The organism is Microbacterium sp. LWH11-1.2 (genome assembly GCF_038397745.1).
Classification (GTDB): domain Bacteria; phylum Actinomycetota; class Actinomycetes; order Actinomycetales; family Microbacteriaceae; genus Microbacterium.
Genome location: NZ_CP151636.1, coordinates 1,986,042 through 2,000,251, shown reverse-complemented (window position 1 = coordinate 2,000,251; position 14,210 = coordinate 1,986,042). Strand labels below are relative to the sequence as shown.

Genomic DNA, 14,210 nt, shown 5'->3' with positions numbered 1-14,210 from the left:
ACGCGCGGTGTCCTGCGCGGTCTCCCCGCGCCACGCGCGGGCGAGTTCGCGCCGCGGTCTCCGATCGGCGACGATGGACGGCATGCTCTGGCCCTTCGGATCGACCTGGCGCCCCGTGCGCCAGAAGCGGCGCGACACCGTGGATCTGCGGTGGCTCAGCGCCCGGTCCTGGACTCAGCGCTGGTACCCGCAGGGCATCGATCTCGGCCTCTGGCGCGGGCGGCGCACCCTCGCCGTGAGCTGGTTCCGCCAGGACCGTGCCAGGAATCACCTCGCCTCCCGGGTCGCCTTCGTCGATCTGGAGCGGTCACGGCACCTCGACGTGCTGCTCGCGGTGGATGACGACGACGGCGAGCTCCTGCCGGCGCAGATCCACGCCGGCGGGCTCGCCTGGTTCGACGATCGCCTGTTCGTGGCGGCGACCGGTCGCGGCATCTGGGAGTTCGACCTCTCCGACATCCGCCGCGTGCGCGGCTCCCTCGCCCGGCGACTGGCCGGAGCCCGCGGCCGCGGCTGGCGAGCGACCGCGCTGGTCGCGGTGCGGACCAGGGTGCACCCGGTGGATCTGCGGTGCTCCTACCTCGGCCGCGTTTTCGACGCCGACGGCGAACCGCTGCGCCGCGTGCTCATCGGCGAGTACCGCACCGACGGCAGCGGCCGGATCGGCGAGTTCGACATCCCGGATGGCGACGACGACCGATTCGAGGAGGCGGAGCGCTTCGCCCCCGGCATCCGCTCGATGCAGGGCGCCGTCCGCTGGGGAGACCGCTACTTCGTCTCGCAGTCGGACCGGCTGCGCCCCGGCATCCTCTGGCGCGGCACGCGCGACCGACTCGAGCGAGACCCGGTCTCCCTGCCTGTCGGCTGCGAGGACCTCGCGCTCGATCCGGACGAGAGGCTCCTCTGGTCGCTCGGCGAGCATCCGTGGCGACGCGTGGTGCGCGGCATCCCGTTCGCCGGCCTCGGCATCGACGGCTGAGCGGTCGGGGAGCTCATAGGGCGCGAACGTAGACTGACGGGGTGAAGAAGACCGCCCCTTTCCTCGTCTACACCGTGCTGCGGCTGCTGGCGTTCCTCGTCCCGCTCGCGATCCTCTGGTTCTTCTTCCCGATCTTCCGCGAGTTCTGGTGGCTCGCCGCGATCTTCTCGGCCCTCATCGGCGTGAGCATCTCGATGCTGTTCCTGCGCGCCCCCCTGACCGATGCCTCCGCTCGCCTGCTCGAGCGTCGCGAGAGCCGCACCTCGGGCGCCCGGACCGACGCGGACGCCGAAGCCGAGGACGAGGCGATCGACGGAGACTCGAGGGCCTGAAGCTCGCTCGCTCTGGGCCTCTTCGTGAGCCCGCCGAGCCACCCCTCTCTGCGCGAACGGGCCCCGTGAATCCGCTCTCAAGGGGCGGGTTCGTTTCCCAGGGGCCGGTTCGGCGAGTGGCGGATGCCGTCGTCAGCCGACGAACGCCCAGAACAGCGCGCCCGCATACAGCAGCGCGGTGAGCGAGGTGAGCGCGAGGGCGACCACCAGCTCGCGCGGCTGACGATAGGTCCACACGATCAGGATGGCCGGGAGTCCCGCCAGCAGCGCGAGCAGCGCGATCCAGGCGATCGGGAACAGCAGAGCGAGGAACACCGCGATTCCGAACGGCGCGAGCACGAAGAGCGTGAACAGCACCTGGGTCGCGCGACGGCCGATCAGCACCGTCAGGGTGCGCTTGCCGACCTCGCGGTCCTGATCGATGTCGCGGAGGTTGTTGGCGAGCAGCACCGCGCACGCGAAAAGGCCGGCCGCGATCGCCCCGAGCCACGCCTGCTGCGGCAGGTCGAAGATCTGCACCCAGGTGGTGCCGAGCGTGGCGACGAGCCCGAAGAAGACGAAGACGAACACCTCGCCGAGGCCGTAGTACCCGTACGGGCGCTTGCCGCCGGTGTAGAACCAGGCGGCGACGATGCAGGCAGCGCCGATGGCGAGCATCCACCACTGTCCCGTCCGCACCACGATCGCGACGCCGACGGCGGCGGCGAGGGCGAAGAAGATCAGTCCGATGATGAGCACGGTGCGCGGCTTCACCCGGCCCGAGGCGGTGAGACGCGCGGGTCCGACCCGGTGCGCATCGGTGCCGCGGATGCCGTCGCTGTAGTCGTTCGTGAAGTTCACGCCGATCTGCAGCAGCACGGCGACGGCGAGGCAGGCGAGCGCGATGACCCAGTGGAACTCCGGTCCGGTGCTGCGCGCGGCTCCGGTGCCGATGACCACGGGAGCCACCGCGAGCGGCAGGGTCCGCAGGCGCGCAGCGCCGATCCAGTCGGACGCCGTGACGGGGCCCGCTTCGATCACCGGGCGCTTCGCGGGGTTGCCGCTGCGCTTCGCCGGGTTGCCGCTCGTGCGGGCCGGGGTGCGCTTCGCGCCCGTGCTCTTCTTCTTGCGCTGTGAGGATGCTGCCACGCAGGGAATCCTACTGGCCGCACCGATGCGGGCCCTTCGACCAGCTCAGGGACCCACTCGCTGGGTCGCTGAGCCGCTGGGTCGAAGCGTCGCTGGGTCGGTGAGCCGCTGGGTCGAAGCGTCGCTGGGTCGCTGAGCCCGTCGAAGCGTCGCGGGGTCGCTGAGCCGCTGGGTCGCTGAGCCTGTCGAAGCATCGCTGGGTCGCTGAGCCCGTCGAAGCGTCAGGGATTCGGGTTGCTGTCCTTGCCGTCGAGCCAGAGCGTGTCGGACTTGTCTCCGTGCGCGCCGCCCTTGCCGACGTGCTTGTCGCTGATCTTCGGCCCCTTGAGGATCACGTGGACCATCGCCTGCGCGTGTCCGTGCCCGAGGCTGTACTCCTCTTTGAGCCAGTTCAGGACGACGGTGGACTTGGTGGTCTCGTCGAAGCCCTGCTCCTTCGCGAGAGCGATGAACTGCCGCGGGGTGAGGCCGGTCTGGGTCTCGACCTTGTCGAGGTATGCCTGGAAGGACATGGGGGCTCCTGGTGTCAGTCCTCGTCGAGGAACGTCTGGATGATGGTGGCGGATGCGTGGATGCCGATGATCTTCAGGACGCCGTCCCCGACGTTCGTGAAGCAGTGCGGTGTGAACGCGGGACCGGTGGCGGTGTCTCCGGCGCCCGCGACGAAGGTGTCGTCGCCGACGGTGATGCGAGCGGTGCCCTCGAGCACGACCCAGGTCTCAGGATAGGGATGCCAGTGCAGGCCCGGGCCCTCGCCCGGCTGATTCTCGACATAGAAGTACGAGACGGCTGCGCCGTGCTCGGCGCCGACGAACCGGCGGCTGCGACCGGTGCCGATACGGATGTCAGCAGCGGCGATGATTCCTTCGGGGAGGAGTTCTGTGCTGTTCATGGCTCCAGTCTCGACAGCCATCGGAGCCCACCCTAGAGTTTCGATGTGGATCGAAACAGCGTGCCGGTCGAGGGTGTCGAGCATCCGGATCACCGGGTCGAGTTCCACCTGAGCCCAGGAGACATCCAGGCGGTGCGGTTCGGGATCTCCCCCGGACACGAACTGGCCCACGCCGTGCGGGTGCTGCTGCGACCCGAGCAGCACCCGCTGCAGTGGGGGTGGCTCCGCGTCGTCCGCGACCGCCTCCCGCATGACGCCTTCGGCCTGCTCGTGGCGGTGATCGGCGGCGACGGGTATCTGCCCGACTTCCTCACCGCTGCTCCGCACTGGGAGATGACCCCGGAGGCCGAGCTGGCCGCCCTGCGCGATGCCCCGCTCGAGGGGATGCGCGTGGACTTCGGCAAGATGGTGCTCCGTTCGACCGGCGCGCGGCAGCGGGCGCTGCGCGAGATGCAGCACGATCCCGCTCGCGCTCGGCGCATGATCGCCGACGCCTGGTCGGAGGTGTGGGATGCCGCGCTCGCGCCGGTGTGGCCGCAGCTCGAGCGTCTGCTGCGCGCCGACGTCGCGGTGCGATCCCGCACGATCGCGACGGCGGGCATCGCGCGCATGGCCGGAGCCCTCCACCCGCAGGTGAGCTGGGGCGCAGACGCCGTGCGGGTCTCGCTCCGTCGGCACAGCGAGCAGGTCGACTGCCACGGCAGCGGGCTGGTGCTCGTGCCGTCGGTCCTGTCGTCGTGGGGGTGCATGGTGCTCACCGAGCCGCCGGCGCAGCCGACCCTGTTCTACCCGGCGCGCGGCGTGACCGCGGGCTGGGCACGAGACGAGACCGAGATCGCGGATGCTCTGGGCGCCCTGCTCGGCCCCGCGAGGGCCGGCATCCTGCTCCGCGCGGGGACCGCGCGCACGACCTCGCAGGTCGCCAGGGAGGCCGGGATCGCGGCGTCGACGGCCTCGCATCATCTCACCGTGCTCCGCGAGGCCGGGCTGATCGCCAGCGAGCGCGACGGCGCACGGATGCTGCACCTGCGCTCACCCCTCGGCGAGGCCATGGTCGGCGCGGTGCTCTGAGGCGGGCGGAAGTTTCCCGGGCGGCTACGCCTCGGTGGCGAGCGGGATGATCGGCCGGTGCTCGTAGTACGTCTGCAGGACGACCGTGGTCCGGGTGCTGACGTTCGCCGCCGTGCGCACGTCGCGCACCAGTTCCTCGAGCGCGCGCGGCGAGGCGACGCGCACGAACAGCATGTAGCTGGCATCGCCCGCGATCGAGTGGCATGCCTCGATCGCGTCGAGGTGCTCGAGCAGTTCGGGGGCGTTGTCGGGCTGCGCCGGGTCGAGGGGCGTGATCTCGATGAACGCGGACAGCGGCGTGCCCACCAGTTCGGGATCGAGGATGGCACGGTAGCCGGAGATCACGCCGCGCGTCTCGAGGCGACGCAGTCGCGACTGCACGGCAGAGACCGAGAGACCGATCGCCTCGGACAGCTGGGACAGCGTGGCCCGGCCGTCGCGGGCGATCTCCGCGACGATCGCGCGGTCGACAGAATCATCCATGGATGTAAGATTATCGTCAGTATTCCGTTATGACCGGAAAGTTTCCGGCATTCCTCAGGATCGGAGGTCCCGATGTCCATCATTTCCGCCAACAGCTCCGCTGCACAGGCCATCGTCGGCGAACCCGAGGTCGTCGAGGACACTTCGACAGGCTCAGTGCAGGCGCACTCTGCATCGGAGGGCGTCGAGGACTCCGCCGCCTGGGCGCAGTTGAAGGATGCCGCGATCGCGATCCGCGAGCTGCAGGTCAAGGACGGTTCGATCCCGGAGGCATCGACCGACTCGGCCGTCCACGGGAAGGCCACCGAGCTCGTCGCGGCCATCACCGCCGGCATCCGCGCTCTGGCTCCCGTGTTCCCGCACGACGCCGACTACCTGGCCGCCTCGATCGTCGACTTCGACCGCTGGGCGTCGGAGGGCTTCGGAGTGCCGGACTTCCTCGACTCGCTCGTGGCCTTCCAGCCGCAGCAGCACCGCGTCGACGGCATCCGCCACCTCGTGGTCTTCCCGATGTACACGCAGAACGGTTCCAGCGACCGCCTCGTCGAGGCGCTCATCGTCGAGACCATCTGGCCGGAGTTCATCGCCGACCTCGAAGCCGGCGACTACGGCAACAAGCTGTTCGTCTCGCTGCGCCTCGTGGACTTCACCCCCGGCTACGACACGAACTCGGCCGTGCTCTTCCCCGAGACCGTCGCCATGCGCAAGATCCCGTCCTTCACCTGGGGTGCGATCTTCCAGGACCGCGAGGCCGCGCGCTACCGGCGCGTGACCCGTGCCGCCGCCGAGATCACGAAGCTCGACCTGCCGGAGCGCGCCGCCGCGATGCTCGACGACCAGGCGCTGACCGAGCGCGCGTTCGTGATGTGGGACATCATCCACGACCGCACGCACATGCGCGGCGACCTGCCGTTCGACCCGTTCATGATCAAGCAGCGGATGCCGTTCTTCCTCTACTCGCTCGAGGAGCTGCGCTGCGACCTGACCGCCTTCCGCGAGTCGGTGAAGATCGAGCGGTCGCTCGCCGCCCGCGCATCGGCCGGCGAGGACCTCACCGCGATCGAGCAGGAGACGCTCGACCAGGCCGGTCTCGTGCAGTACGCCGTGATCTTCGACCGCATCTTCCGGTTCGCGATCACGGGCTCGCGCGTGCGCAACTACGACGGCCTCGGTGGCCAGCTGCTGTTCGCCTGGCTGCACCAGCGCGGCGTGCTGCACTGGACCGACACGGCCCTCGCATTCGACTGGGACGCTGTCCCCGATGCGGTCGTCGCTCTGGGCGACGCGATCGACGAGCTCTACTGGCGCTCGATCGACCGTCCGAAGACCGCGCACTGGCTCGCGGCCTACGACCTGGTCCGCAGCGTGCTCACGCCGCACCCGGCGTCGAACTGGGCCCGCGGGCTCTCGGACGAGATCCTCTCCGGAGCCCCGAAGGGCTACACCGACGCCGTGCTGGACGACGAGTTCCCGCTGTCGATGTTCTTCGAGGCCCTCGACAAGAAGATGAAGCCCGTGATCGAGTCGACGGTCGGCATCCGCGGCACCGACGACTGATCCGCCGCCGACTTCTGCGGCCATTCCGAACTTCTGCGGCCATTCCGGGCCGGATCGGCCGCAGAAGTTCGCCTCATCCGCGAAAGTTGAGAACATGACCGTCATCGACCGCACCATCGTCCTCGCCGGAGCGACCAGCGCCTCCGGCCTCGCCCTCGCACGGGCTCTGGTCGACGCCGGCGCGCGCGTCGTCGCCACGGGCCGCTCGGTCGAGCGACTTCAGCCGCTGAAGGATGCCGGTGCCGAGGTCGAGGTCGCCGACGCGACATCGCTCGACGACATGACCGCTCTCGCTGCGCGCCTCGGTCCCGTGGACGGCGTGATCTCGCTCGTCGGGGGCTGGCGCGGCGGCGGCGGGCTCGCCGGGCAGTCCGACGATGACTTCCGTGCCCTGCTGCCCGCACTCGAGGCGGTGCGTGCGACGAGCCGCGCCTTCGACGGAGCGCTGCGCGCATCGGATGCCGGGCGATTCGCGATGGTCTCCGCGACAGCGGTGGCTCGACCGCTCGCCGGCGGGGCGAACTACGCGGCCGTGAAGGCGGCGAGCGAGGCGTGGACCCGCGCGGTCGCGCAGGGGTACGCGAAGGCCGCGCGGGATGCGGACGAGCCGCTGCGCGCAGCATCCGTCGCCTTCCGCGCGAAGGCTCTCGATCCGGCCGCGCTCGCGCCGGCGATCGTCGCGCTGTGGGACTCGGATGCCGCCGAGCTCAACGACCGGATCGTCGACCTGGCCTGAGCTCGCGGTGGGCGGCGGTGCAGCAGCGCCGTCAGATCGACCGCTCGGGCAGTTCCGGAGGCGACCCGCGCACCGGTGCGGGTGCATCGACACCTCGCTGCTCGGGCAGCTCTCGCTCATCACCTGCATCGTTCGCCGCGGCTTCCGGAGTGCTCGTGCCCTGCCCATCCTCGTCTTCGGGCATCGGATCCGGCGCGGTCGCGTACAGCTCGGTGAGGTGGCGATACGAGCGCGTGAAGAAGGCCAGCGTGGCGGCGACGACCATCACGAGGCCCGCGAACAGGCAGATCAGCGCGATGCCGCGCGCCTCGCCCTCGCCGAGCAGCCAGCCCCACTGCCGCTGCCCCGCGGAGCTGTCCATGTACGGGATGATGAGGAACTCCGCGAGCGGCGCGATGAGGAACGCGGTGATCGGGGCTGCCGCCGCCTCCATGGCCGCGGCCACGCCGAACACCCTCCCCTGGCGCTCGAAAGGCACGACCTTCTGGATCACGGTCTGCTCCGCGGCCTCGACCGGCGGGACCAGGGCCATGTAGACCCACATGCCGATCACGTACAGCGGCCACCACTCGCGCAGCATGAAGACCGAGCCGAGCAGCCCCATCGCGATAACGACGAGCAGCATCGTGCGCACGGGTTTGCGCCCGAGGCCGAACTTCGCCACCAGGCCGCCGCCGATCAGGAAACCGGTCGAGGCGAACGCCAGAGCGAAGCCCCAGGTCTGCGCGTCGAACAGCGTGAGCCCGTACGGGTCCATCAGCGCCATGTAGACGCCGCCGATGAGGTTGTTGAACGTGGAGAAGATGATCAGGGCGAACAGCCCGGGCGCGAGCCGGATCGCCTGCACGCTGCCACGGAAGTCCAGCGCGCTCTTGCCGTTCGGATCGGGTTCCGGCGTGCCCTCGGGGATGCGGATGAACAGCAGGTGGGCGAACGTGACGGCCATCGCCCCGATCGCGATCGCGAGCGTCCATCCCATGCCGAGGAACCCGATCGAGAGTCCGGAGAACACGCTCGTCACCAGGAACGCGATGCCCTGCACGGTGCCGACGAGTCCGTTGGCGTTCGCGCGCTTCTCCTCCGGCACGAGGAGGGTGACCGTGGTGGACAGCGCGATGTTGCGCAGCTGCTCGATCACCCCGCCGAACAGGATGATTCCCGAGAACAGCCAGAACCAGGGGCCGCCGAGGTCGAGGAGCGGCGCCTCGCCCTGCCAGACGTAGAGCACGCCGGCGATGAGAAACGCCACGGCCGAGATCACGCTCGACAGCAGCATGACCGTGTGCTTGCGGTGCCGATCGACGATCGTGCCGAACAGCATCGCGAAGAACGCGATGAAGAGCATGTAGGCGCCGCCGATGATGCCGGTCGCCAGCACGGACTGCGTCTCGATGTACACCCAGAACGTGAGCGCGAACCACAGGAAGCTCGTCGTCACGTTCGCGATGAGCGTGTTGACGAGGACGTTGGCGAATGCGGTCTTCGCTGCGGTGCGCTCCATGTCTCCGAGGGTAGGACGAGCCTCGGACATCCGGAACCCCTCCGCGGTGCCCGCCCCCGTCATCCGGGACATAGGCTTGTGCGGTGAGCCTTACGCATGACCCCGCGATCCGGGGATTCGCCAGTGACAACTACTCCGGCATCCACCCCGAGGTCCTCGCGGCGATCGCCGCGGCGAACGGGGGCCACCAGGTCGCCTACGGCGAGGACGCGTACACCGTGCGCCTGCAGGAGGTCTTCCAGGCGCAGTTCGGCGAGGGCGTGCAGGCGTTCCCGGTGTTCAACGGCACCGGCGCGAACGTCACGGGCCTGCAGTCGATGCTCCCGCGGTGGGGTGCGGTGATCGCGGCCTCCACCGCGCACATCAACGTCGACGAGGGCGGTGCCCCCGAGAAGATCGGCGGATTCAAGCTGCTCACCGTCCCGACCGACGACGGCAAGCTCACCCCCGAGCTCATCGACCGCGAGGCCTGGGGCTGGGGCGATGAGCACCGCGCGCAGCCGCTGGTCGTCTCGATCACGCAGTCCACCGAACTCGGCACCCTGTACACGGCCGACGAGATCCGCGCGATCGCGGACCATGCCCACGAGCGCGGCATGAAGCTGCACCTCGACGGCGCGCGCCTGTCGAACGCCGCCGCTGCCCTCGACCTGCCGCTGCGCGCCTTCACGCGCGACGCCGGCGTCGACGTGCTCAGCTTCGGCGGCACGAAGAACGGCGCGATGCTCGGCGAAGCCGTCGTCGTGCTGAACCCCGCGGCATCCGACGGTCTCATCTACTCGCGCAAGTTCAACATGCAGCTCTCCTCGAAGATGCGCTTCGTCTCGGCCCAGCTGATCGCGCTGCTCGAGGGCGACCTGTGGCTGCGCAACGCCCGGCACTCCAACGCGATGGCCGCGCGCCTCCGGGCATCCGTCGAGGCGGGCATCGCCGACGGCTCGATCCGCGGCGTCTCGTTCACGCAGCCGACCCAGTCGAACGGCGTCTTCGCGACGCTCCCCGACGGCGTCGCCGACAGCCTGCGCGAGTCCTTCCGCTTCTACGACTGGGATGCCGCGCGCAACGAGGTGCGCTGGATGTGCAGCTTCGACACCGAGGAGTCCGACGTCGACGCGTTCGTCGCGGAGCTGTCGCGCCTCACCACGGCCTGAGCCCACGGCCCTCGCGGCTCAGGCCGGCCCGCGGCGCGTCAGGATTCGACGACGCGGGTGAACTCCTCGCGCGTCGTCTGCAGATGCGCGCGCATCGCGGCATCCGCAGCCACGGCATCGCCACGGCGCACGGCCTCGAGGATCTGCTCGTGCGCGTCCCAGCTCGACTCCTTCACGAAGTCGAAGCTGATCAGGTCGACGGGCTCGAACATCCGCACCCTCGCCTCCTCGACCGCGTCGCGCACGAAGGAGTTGCCCGACGCCTCGGCGAGCGCGATGTGGAAGTCCGTGTCGGCGATGCGCGACTCCGCCTTCGTGGCGGCCTCCGCGAGGTCGCGCTGAGCCTGCGCCATCGCCTCCAGATCGTCCTCGCTGCGGCGGACAGCGGCCAGCGCCGCCCCGCCGGATTCGACGATCGCGCGGAACTCGGTGAGCTCGCCGATCTCGCCTGAACGCGTGCGGACCTCTTCGCGGATGAGCCGCGGGTCCAGTGCGGCATCCTGCACGATCGCGCCGCCGGAAGCGCCGCGCGAGATCACGATCTGACCGCTCCCCTCGAGGATGCGCAGGGCCTGCCGGAGGGTCTCTCGCGAGACGCCCAGCTGCTCGGAGAGCCGCCGCTCGGGTGGAAGTCGATCGCCGGGCCGGATGCGCCCGAGCGCCATCTCGCGCCGCAGGAAACCGGCGACGGCCTGGTACCCGGACACGGGCTGCAGCACCGCACGGGAGAAGTCGTGCGGCGCGTCGTCACGCTCGCTCATCCGCACTCCTCCGGTCAGAGGGGGAGCCCTGGGCGATCGGAGCCCACGACCTGCTTCCCCACGAAGAAGTCAAGCACATCGTCGTCTCCGTGCCCGCCGAGACCGCTCGCGCCGAAGAAGCTCTGCGCCGATTCCGGCGACATGTCGAGAACGCTCGTGCCGTTGACCTTGACCTCTCCTGCGACGAGCCGGGTGCCGAGTGCGGTCGCGGCCTCCTCGTCGGCGCCGAACACGTAGCCGGCGAGCCCGACCTGGCCGGTGTTCGCGAGGGCGACGGCTTCGTCCTCGTCGGCGTAGCCGCCCACGAGCAGCATCGGTCCGAACACCTCGTCGGCGAGACCCGGCCCGTCGAGCACCGCCACCGTGGGTGCGAAGAACCAGCCCTGCGCCGGGGTCTGCGAGACGCTCAGCGCCTCCGCGCCGGCCTCCCTCAGCCGATCCCGTTGCGCGGCGAGCTCATCGCGGCGGCCGGCGAAGGCGACGGGCCCCACCTCGGTCGCGTCGTCGAGGCTCGATCCGATCGCGCGCCGTCCGAACTCGGCGATCAGTAGTCCCGCCAGCTCGTCGCGGCGTGCCCGGTCGACGAGCACGCGCCGCGGCGCCTCGCACCACTGGCCGGACAGCTTGAGAACGCCGTCGGTCAGCGCCTTCGCCGCAGCATCCAGGTCGGCATCCGCGCGGACGATGGCGGGGTTGTTGGAGCCGAGCTCCAGCTGCAGCCGGGCGAAGCGCGGGGCGGCCGTCGCGGCGATCGCCCGGCCCGTCGGCGTGGATCCCGTCATCGAGATCGCGGCGATCCGCTCGTCCGCGACCAGGGCGCGTCCGATCCCTCCGCTGCCTTGCACGAGCCCGACCACTCCGTCGGGGATGCCCGCCGCGTGCACGCCCTCGAGCAGCAGCTGGGCGCTCCACGGCGAGAACGACGAGGGCTTGAGCACGACGGTCGCTCCCGCCGCGAGCGCGAACGCCGTCTTCTTGACGGCCATCGCCGACGGCGCGTTCCAGGGCAGGATCAGCGCGGTCGGACCCCACGGCACCCGGTGCAGCCGCACGCCGCCCTGCGCGGAGGGCAGGTCGCGCACGTCGCCGACGGCCGCCGCGCGCTGTGCGGCATCCCGCAGCGTCGCGCCGTTCGCCCCGCCGAACAGTCGCGTGACCGAGATCGGGACGCCGCTGTTGAGCGCATCGAGGCGGGCGACCTCCTCGGTGCGCTCGTCGAGCCAGTCGGCGAGGGCGATGAGCTTCTCGGCCCGTCGCTCCGGTGCGAGACCGCGCCAGCGCGCGTCGTCATGCGCCTCCCGCGCGGCGGCCACCGCGCGGTCGACCTGCTCGAGCGTGCTCGACGCCGACGCGGCCAGCGGCTCCGCTGTGTTCGGGTCGTGCAGCCACGTGCCGTCGCTCTCGGGGCTCTCCTCGGCGACGCCGCCGATCCAGGTGCGCAGGGCGGGGTAGGTCATGTCAGATCCGATCGAAGTAGCGGTGCAGGTCCCAGTCCGTGACGCGGGACATGAACGTCGTCCACTCGTGCTCGAGCAGGACCTGCTGGTGGGAGATGACGTCGGGAGTGAGGAGCTCCCGCACCAGTGCACTCTCGCCGAACAGGATGCTTGCCTGACGCGGGTCCGCGGGCATCGCTCCGTCGCCGGGCAGGTCGTACGCGCTGCCGGTCACGGGGTCCGCGAGCGCGGTCTCCTTGTCCATCCCGTCCCGCGCAGAGGCCAGGAGCCCGGTGAGGGTGAAGTACGGGTTCGTGTCGGCCCCGGGGAGGCGGAACTCGAACCGCAGGGCCTTCGGCGAGTGCCCGACCACGCGCACGGTTGTCGTGCGGTTGTCGAAGCCCCAGGTGCGCCCGTTCCCCGCCACGTCCGCGGAGTTGCTGCGGCGGTAGGCGTTCACGGTCGGGGCGTACCACGCCATCAGTGCGGGAGCGTGCTCGAGCGCCCCGGCGATCGCCGCCCGCATCCGCCCGCTGAGGTGATCCGCGGCCGACTCGTCCCAGAACACCGCCGCACCCTGCTCGTCCACGAACGACACGTGCACGTGGCAGGACGACCCCGGCTGGTCGTTGAGCGGCCGGGCCATGAACGTCGCGGACATCCCGGCGCGCGCCGCGGTGTCGCGCACGGCCAGCTTGTAGAGCGCGTGCCGGTCGGCCATCTCCAGCGGATCCCCGTACTCGAACGTCATCTCCCACTGCCCGAGCCCCCACTCGCTCTGCGCGGTCTCGACCAGGATGCCGCTGGCCCGGAGGTCGGAGCGCAGCTTCTGGAAGAACGGCTCGTAGAGGTTCCCCTCGTGGATCAGGAAGTCCGAGGGGGTGAGGGTGGTCGGGTCGAGGTCGCGGAAGCCGGAACGGCGAAGCTCCCGAGGATCATTGCGGAACAGGTAGAACTCGAGCTCGGTCCCCGCGAGCGGGGTGAGCCCCCTCTCCCGGATGCGCGCGAGCTCCTGTTTCAGGAGCACGCGCGGCGAGATCGGCATGGGCTCGTGCGAATGCACGTCGACCGGGTCGGCGAGGCAGATCGCGACGCCCTCGAGCCACGCCGCGGGGCGGAGCGTGTCGAGATCGGGGATGAGCGTCACGTCGGGCACGCCGTTGTGCATGCCGCAGAGGGCGAACCGATTGGCGTCGATCAGCTCGAGCCCCTGCTCGATGTCCCACGACCACGCGCAGGTGCAGATGTCGACGCCGTTCTCGACCACACGGCCGAACCCCTCGACGGGGATGCGCCGGCCGACGAGCCGACCCTGCATGTCGGGCGTCGCGACGATCACCGTGCGGATGCCGGCGGCCTCGAGCTCATCGGGCGCGAGGCGTACATCATCGATCATCGTGTCAGCCACCCTCCGTCGACAGGGAGCTGGATGCCGTCGATCCAGGACGCCTCGTCGCTGAGCAGCCAGGATACGGCCGACGCGATGTCGGCGGGGAGCCCGACCCGGGGCACGAGGAGGCGCTGCTTCATGAACTCCAGTGCCTCGTCGCTCGTGACGCTCTCGTAGTCGAAGAAGTCGGTGGCGATGGGGCCAGGCGCGACGCAGTTGACGCGGATGTTCTTCGCGGCGAGCTCGACCGCCAGAGCCTTGGTGAGCATGGGCACCCCGCCCTTGCTCGCGTTGTAGTGCGGCTGCGCGGTGCCGGTGCTCGTCACGACGACGAGAGCCTCGACCGTGGAGAGGTTCACGATCGCGCCGCCGCCGGATTCGGCGATGAGCGGGGCGATCTCCTGGGCGACGAGGAACTGCCCCTTGAGGTTGATGTCGAAGACGAAGTCCCATGCCTCCTCCGTGAGGGTCTCGAACGAGTGCTCCGTCACGACGCCGGCGTTGTTGATCAGCAGGTGCAGCGCTCCCCATTCCTCACGGGCGCGCTCGACGGCGGCGCGGATCTGGTCCCGCGACCGCACGTCGACCACGGCGGCGAGGGCGGTGCCACCGGCTTCCTCGATGAGGCGTACGGTCTCGGCCGCACCGTCTGCCGAGACGTCGGTGACGAGAACCCGGGCGCCCTCGCTCGCGAGGCGGAGGGCCGTCTCCCGTCCGATTCCGGAGCCTGCGCCGGTGATGAAGGCGTTCTTGTCTGCGTGTCGCATTTCTTCTCCCTGTTCGGTGACGACCG

The 14,210-nt window shown here is 70.3% G+C and carries 15 protein-coding genes; 6 read left to right on the top strand and 9 right to left on the bottom strand.

Going from position 1 to position 14,210, the window contains the following annotated elements; genetic code table 11:
- The first annotated feature begins 82 nt into the window (after positions 1 to 82).
- Both MRBLWH11_RS09590 and MRBLWH11_RS09585 read left to right on the top strand, forming a co-directional pair.
- Positions 83 to 979, top strand: a complete 897-nt coding sequence (locus MRBLWH11_RS09590; RefSeq protein ID WP_341947712.1) for a hypothetical protein — start codon at positions 83 to 85, stop codon at positions 977 to 979.
- Between the two features lie 41 nt (positions 980 to 1,020).
- Positions 1,021 to 1,311 carry a DUF4229 domain-containing protein gene (locus MRBLWH11_RS09585; protein WP_116635628.1) on the top strand — a complete coding sequence of 97 codons (291 nt, stop codon included), beginning with the start codon at positions 1,021 to 1,023 and terminating at the stop codon, positions 1,309 to 1,311.
- A 132-nt stretch (positions 1,312 to 1,443) separates the two neighbouring features.
- On the opposite strand, the gene MRBLWH11_RS09580 is transcribed toward MRBLWH11_RS09585, so the two are convergent.
- From MRBLWH11_RS09580 to MRBLWH11_RS09570, 3 genes are all read right to left on the bottom strand, one after another.
- Positions 1,444 to 2,439 (bottom strand): 1,4-dihydroxy-2-naphthoate polyprenyltransferase, encoded by a 996-nt coding sequence (locus MRBLWH11_RS09580; RefSeq protein WP_116635627.1) that lies wholly within the window; start codon positions 2,437 to 2,439, stop codon positions 1,444 to 1,446.
- A gap of 221 nt (positions 2,440 to 2,660) precedes the next feature.
- Positions 2,661 to 2,951: a DUF4287 domain-containing protein gene (locus tag MRBLWH11_RS09575; protein ID WP_116635626.1), complete on the bottom strand. Its 291-nt coding sequence runs from the start codon at positions 2,949 to 2,951 to the stop codon at positions 2,661 to 2,663.
- A gap of 14 nt (positions 2,952 to 2,965) precedes the next feature.
- Complete coding sequence (locus MRBLWH11_RS09570) at positions 2,966 to 3,331, bottom strand: cupin domain-containing protein (protein ID WP_116635625.1); 366 nt, start codon at positions 3,329 to 3,331, stop codon at positions 2,966 to 2,968.
- 45 nt (positions 3,332 to 3,376) lie between these two features.
- On the opposite strand from MRBLWH11_RS09570, the gene MRBLWH11_RS09565 reads away from it, so the two are divergent.
- Positions 3,377 to 4,402: a DUF5937 family protein gene (locus tag MRBLWH11_RS09565; protein ID WP_341947710.1), complete on the top strand. Its 1,026-nt coding sequence runs from the start codon at positions 3,377 to 3,379 to the stop codon at positions 4,400 to 4,402.
- 24 nt (positions 4,403 to 4,426) lie between these two features.
- On the opposite strand, the gene MRBLWH11_RS09560 is transcribed toward MRBLWH11_RS09565, so the two are convergent.
- Positions 4,427 to 4,885, bottom strand: a complete 459-nt coding sequence (locus tag MRBLWH11_RS09560; RefSeq protein ID WP_116635623.1) for an Lrp/AsnC family transcriptional regulator — start codon at positions 4,883 to 4,885, stop codon at positions 4,427 to 4,429.
- A 72-nt stretch (positions 4,886 to 4,957) separates the two neighbouring features.
- Here MRBLWH11_RS09560 and MRBLWH11_RS09555 point away from each other — a divergent pair, with 72 nt between their 5' ends.
- Together MRBLWH11_RS09555 and MRBLWH11_RS09550 are read left to right on the top strand one after the other, a co-directional pair.
- Entirely contained in the window at positions 4,958 to 6,442 is a 1,485-nt protein-coding gene (locus MRBLWH11_RS09555) for a DUF6421 family protein (protein ID WP_341947709.1), read from the top strand.
- Between the two features lie 94 nt (positions 6,443 to 6,536).
- Positions 6,537 to 7,178 (top strand): SDR family oxidoreductase, encoded by a 642-nt coding sequence (locus MRBLWH11_RS09550; RefSeq protein WP_341947708.1) that lies wholly within the window; start codon positions 6,537 to 6,539, stop codon positions 7,176 to 7,178.
- Between the two features lie 31 nt (positions 7,179 to 7,209).
- Here the strand turns inward: MRBLWH11_RS09550 and MRBLWH11_RS09545 are convergent, their stop codons facing one another.
- Positions 7,210 to 8,679, bottom strand: coding sequence for an MFS transporter (locus MRBLWH11_RS09545; RefSeq protein WP_341947707.1), 1,470 nt, complete (start codon positions 8,677 to 8,679; stop codon positions 7,210 to 7,212).
- Positions 8,680 to 8,762: 83 nt separating this feature from the next.
- Here MRBLWH11_RS09545 and MRBLWH11_RS09540 point away from each other — a divergent pair, with 83 nt between their 5' ends.
- Positions 8,763 to 9,830 (top strand): low specificity L-threonine aldolase, encoded by a 1,068-nt coding sequence (locus tag MRBLWH11_RS09540; RefSeq protein ID WP_341947706.1) that lies wholly within the window; start codon positions 8,763 to 8,765, stop codon positions 9,828 to 9,830.
- A gap of 38 nt (positions 9,831 to 9,868) precedes the next feature.
- Here the strand turns inward: MRBLWH11_RS09540 and MRBLWH11_RS09535 are convergent, their stop codons facing one another.
- Genes MRBLWH11_RS09535 through MRBLWH11_RS09520 form a run of 4 tightly spaced genes read right to left on the bottom strand, consistent with a single transcriptional unit; the run spans position 9,869 to position 14,184 of the window.
- Positions 9,869 to 10,591, bottom strand: a complete 723-nt coding sequence (locus tag MRBLWH11_RS09535) for an FCD domain-containing protein (protein ID WP_116635618.1) — start codon at positions 10,589 to 10,591, stop codon at positions 9,869 to 9,871.
- Between the two features lie 14 nt (positions 10,592 to 10,605).
- On the bottom strand, positions 10,606 to 12,048 hold the full coding sequence (locus MRBLWH11_RS09530) for an aldehyde dehydrogenase family protein (protein WP_341947705.1): 1,443 nt from the start codon (positions 12,046 to 12,048) through the stop codon (positions 10,606 to 10,608).
- 1 nt (position 12,049) lies between these two features.
- Positions 12,050 to 13,423 (bottom strand): glutamine synthetase family protein, encoded by a 1,374-nt coding sequence (locus MRBLWH11_RS09525; protein ID WP_116635616.1) that lies wholly within the window; start codon positions 13,421 to 13,423, stop codon positions 12,050 to 12,052.
- The gene (locus MRBLWH11_RS09520) at positions 13,420 to 14,184 is read right to left on the bottom strand and encodes a glucose 1-dehydrogenase (protein WP_116635615.1); all 765 of its coding nucleotides are present in this window, start codon (positions 14,182 to 14,184) and stop codon (positions 13,420 to 13,422) included. Before MRBLWH11_RS09520 ends, MRBLWH11_RS09525 begins: the two co-directional genes overlap by 4 nt.
- Positions 14,185 to 14,210: the final 26 nt, after the last annotated feature.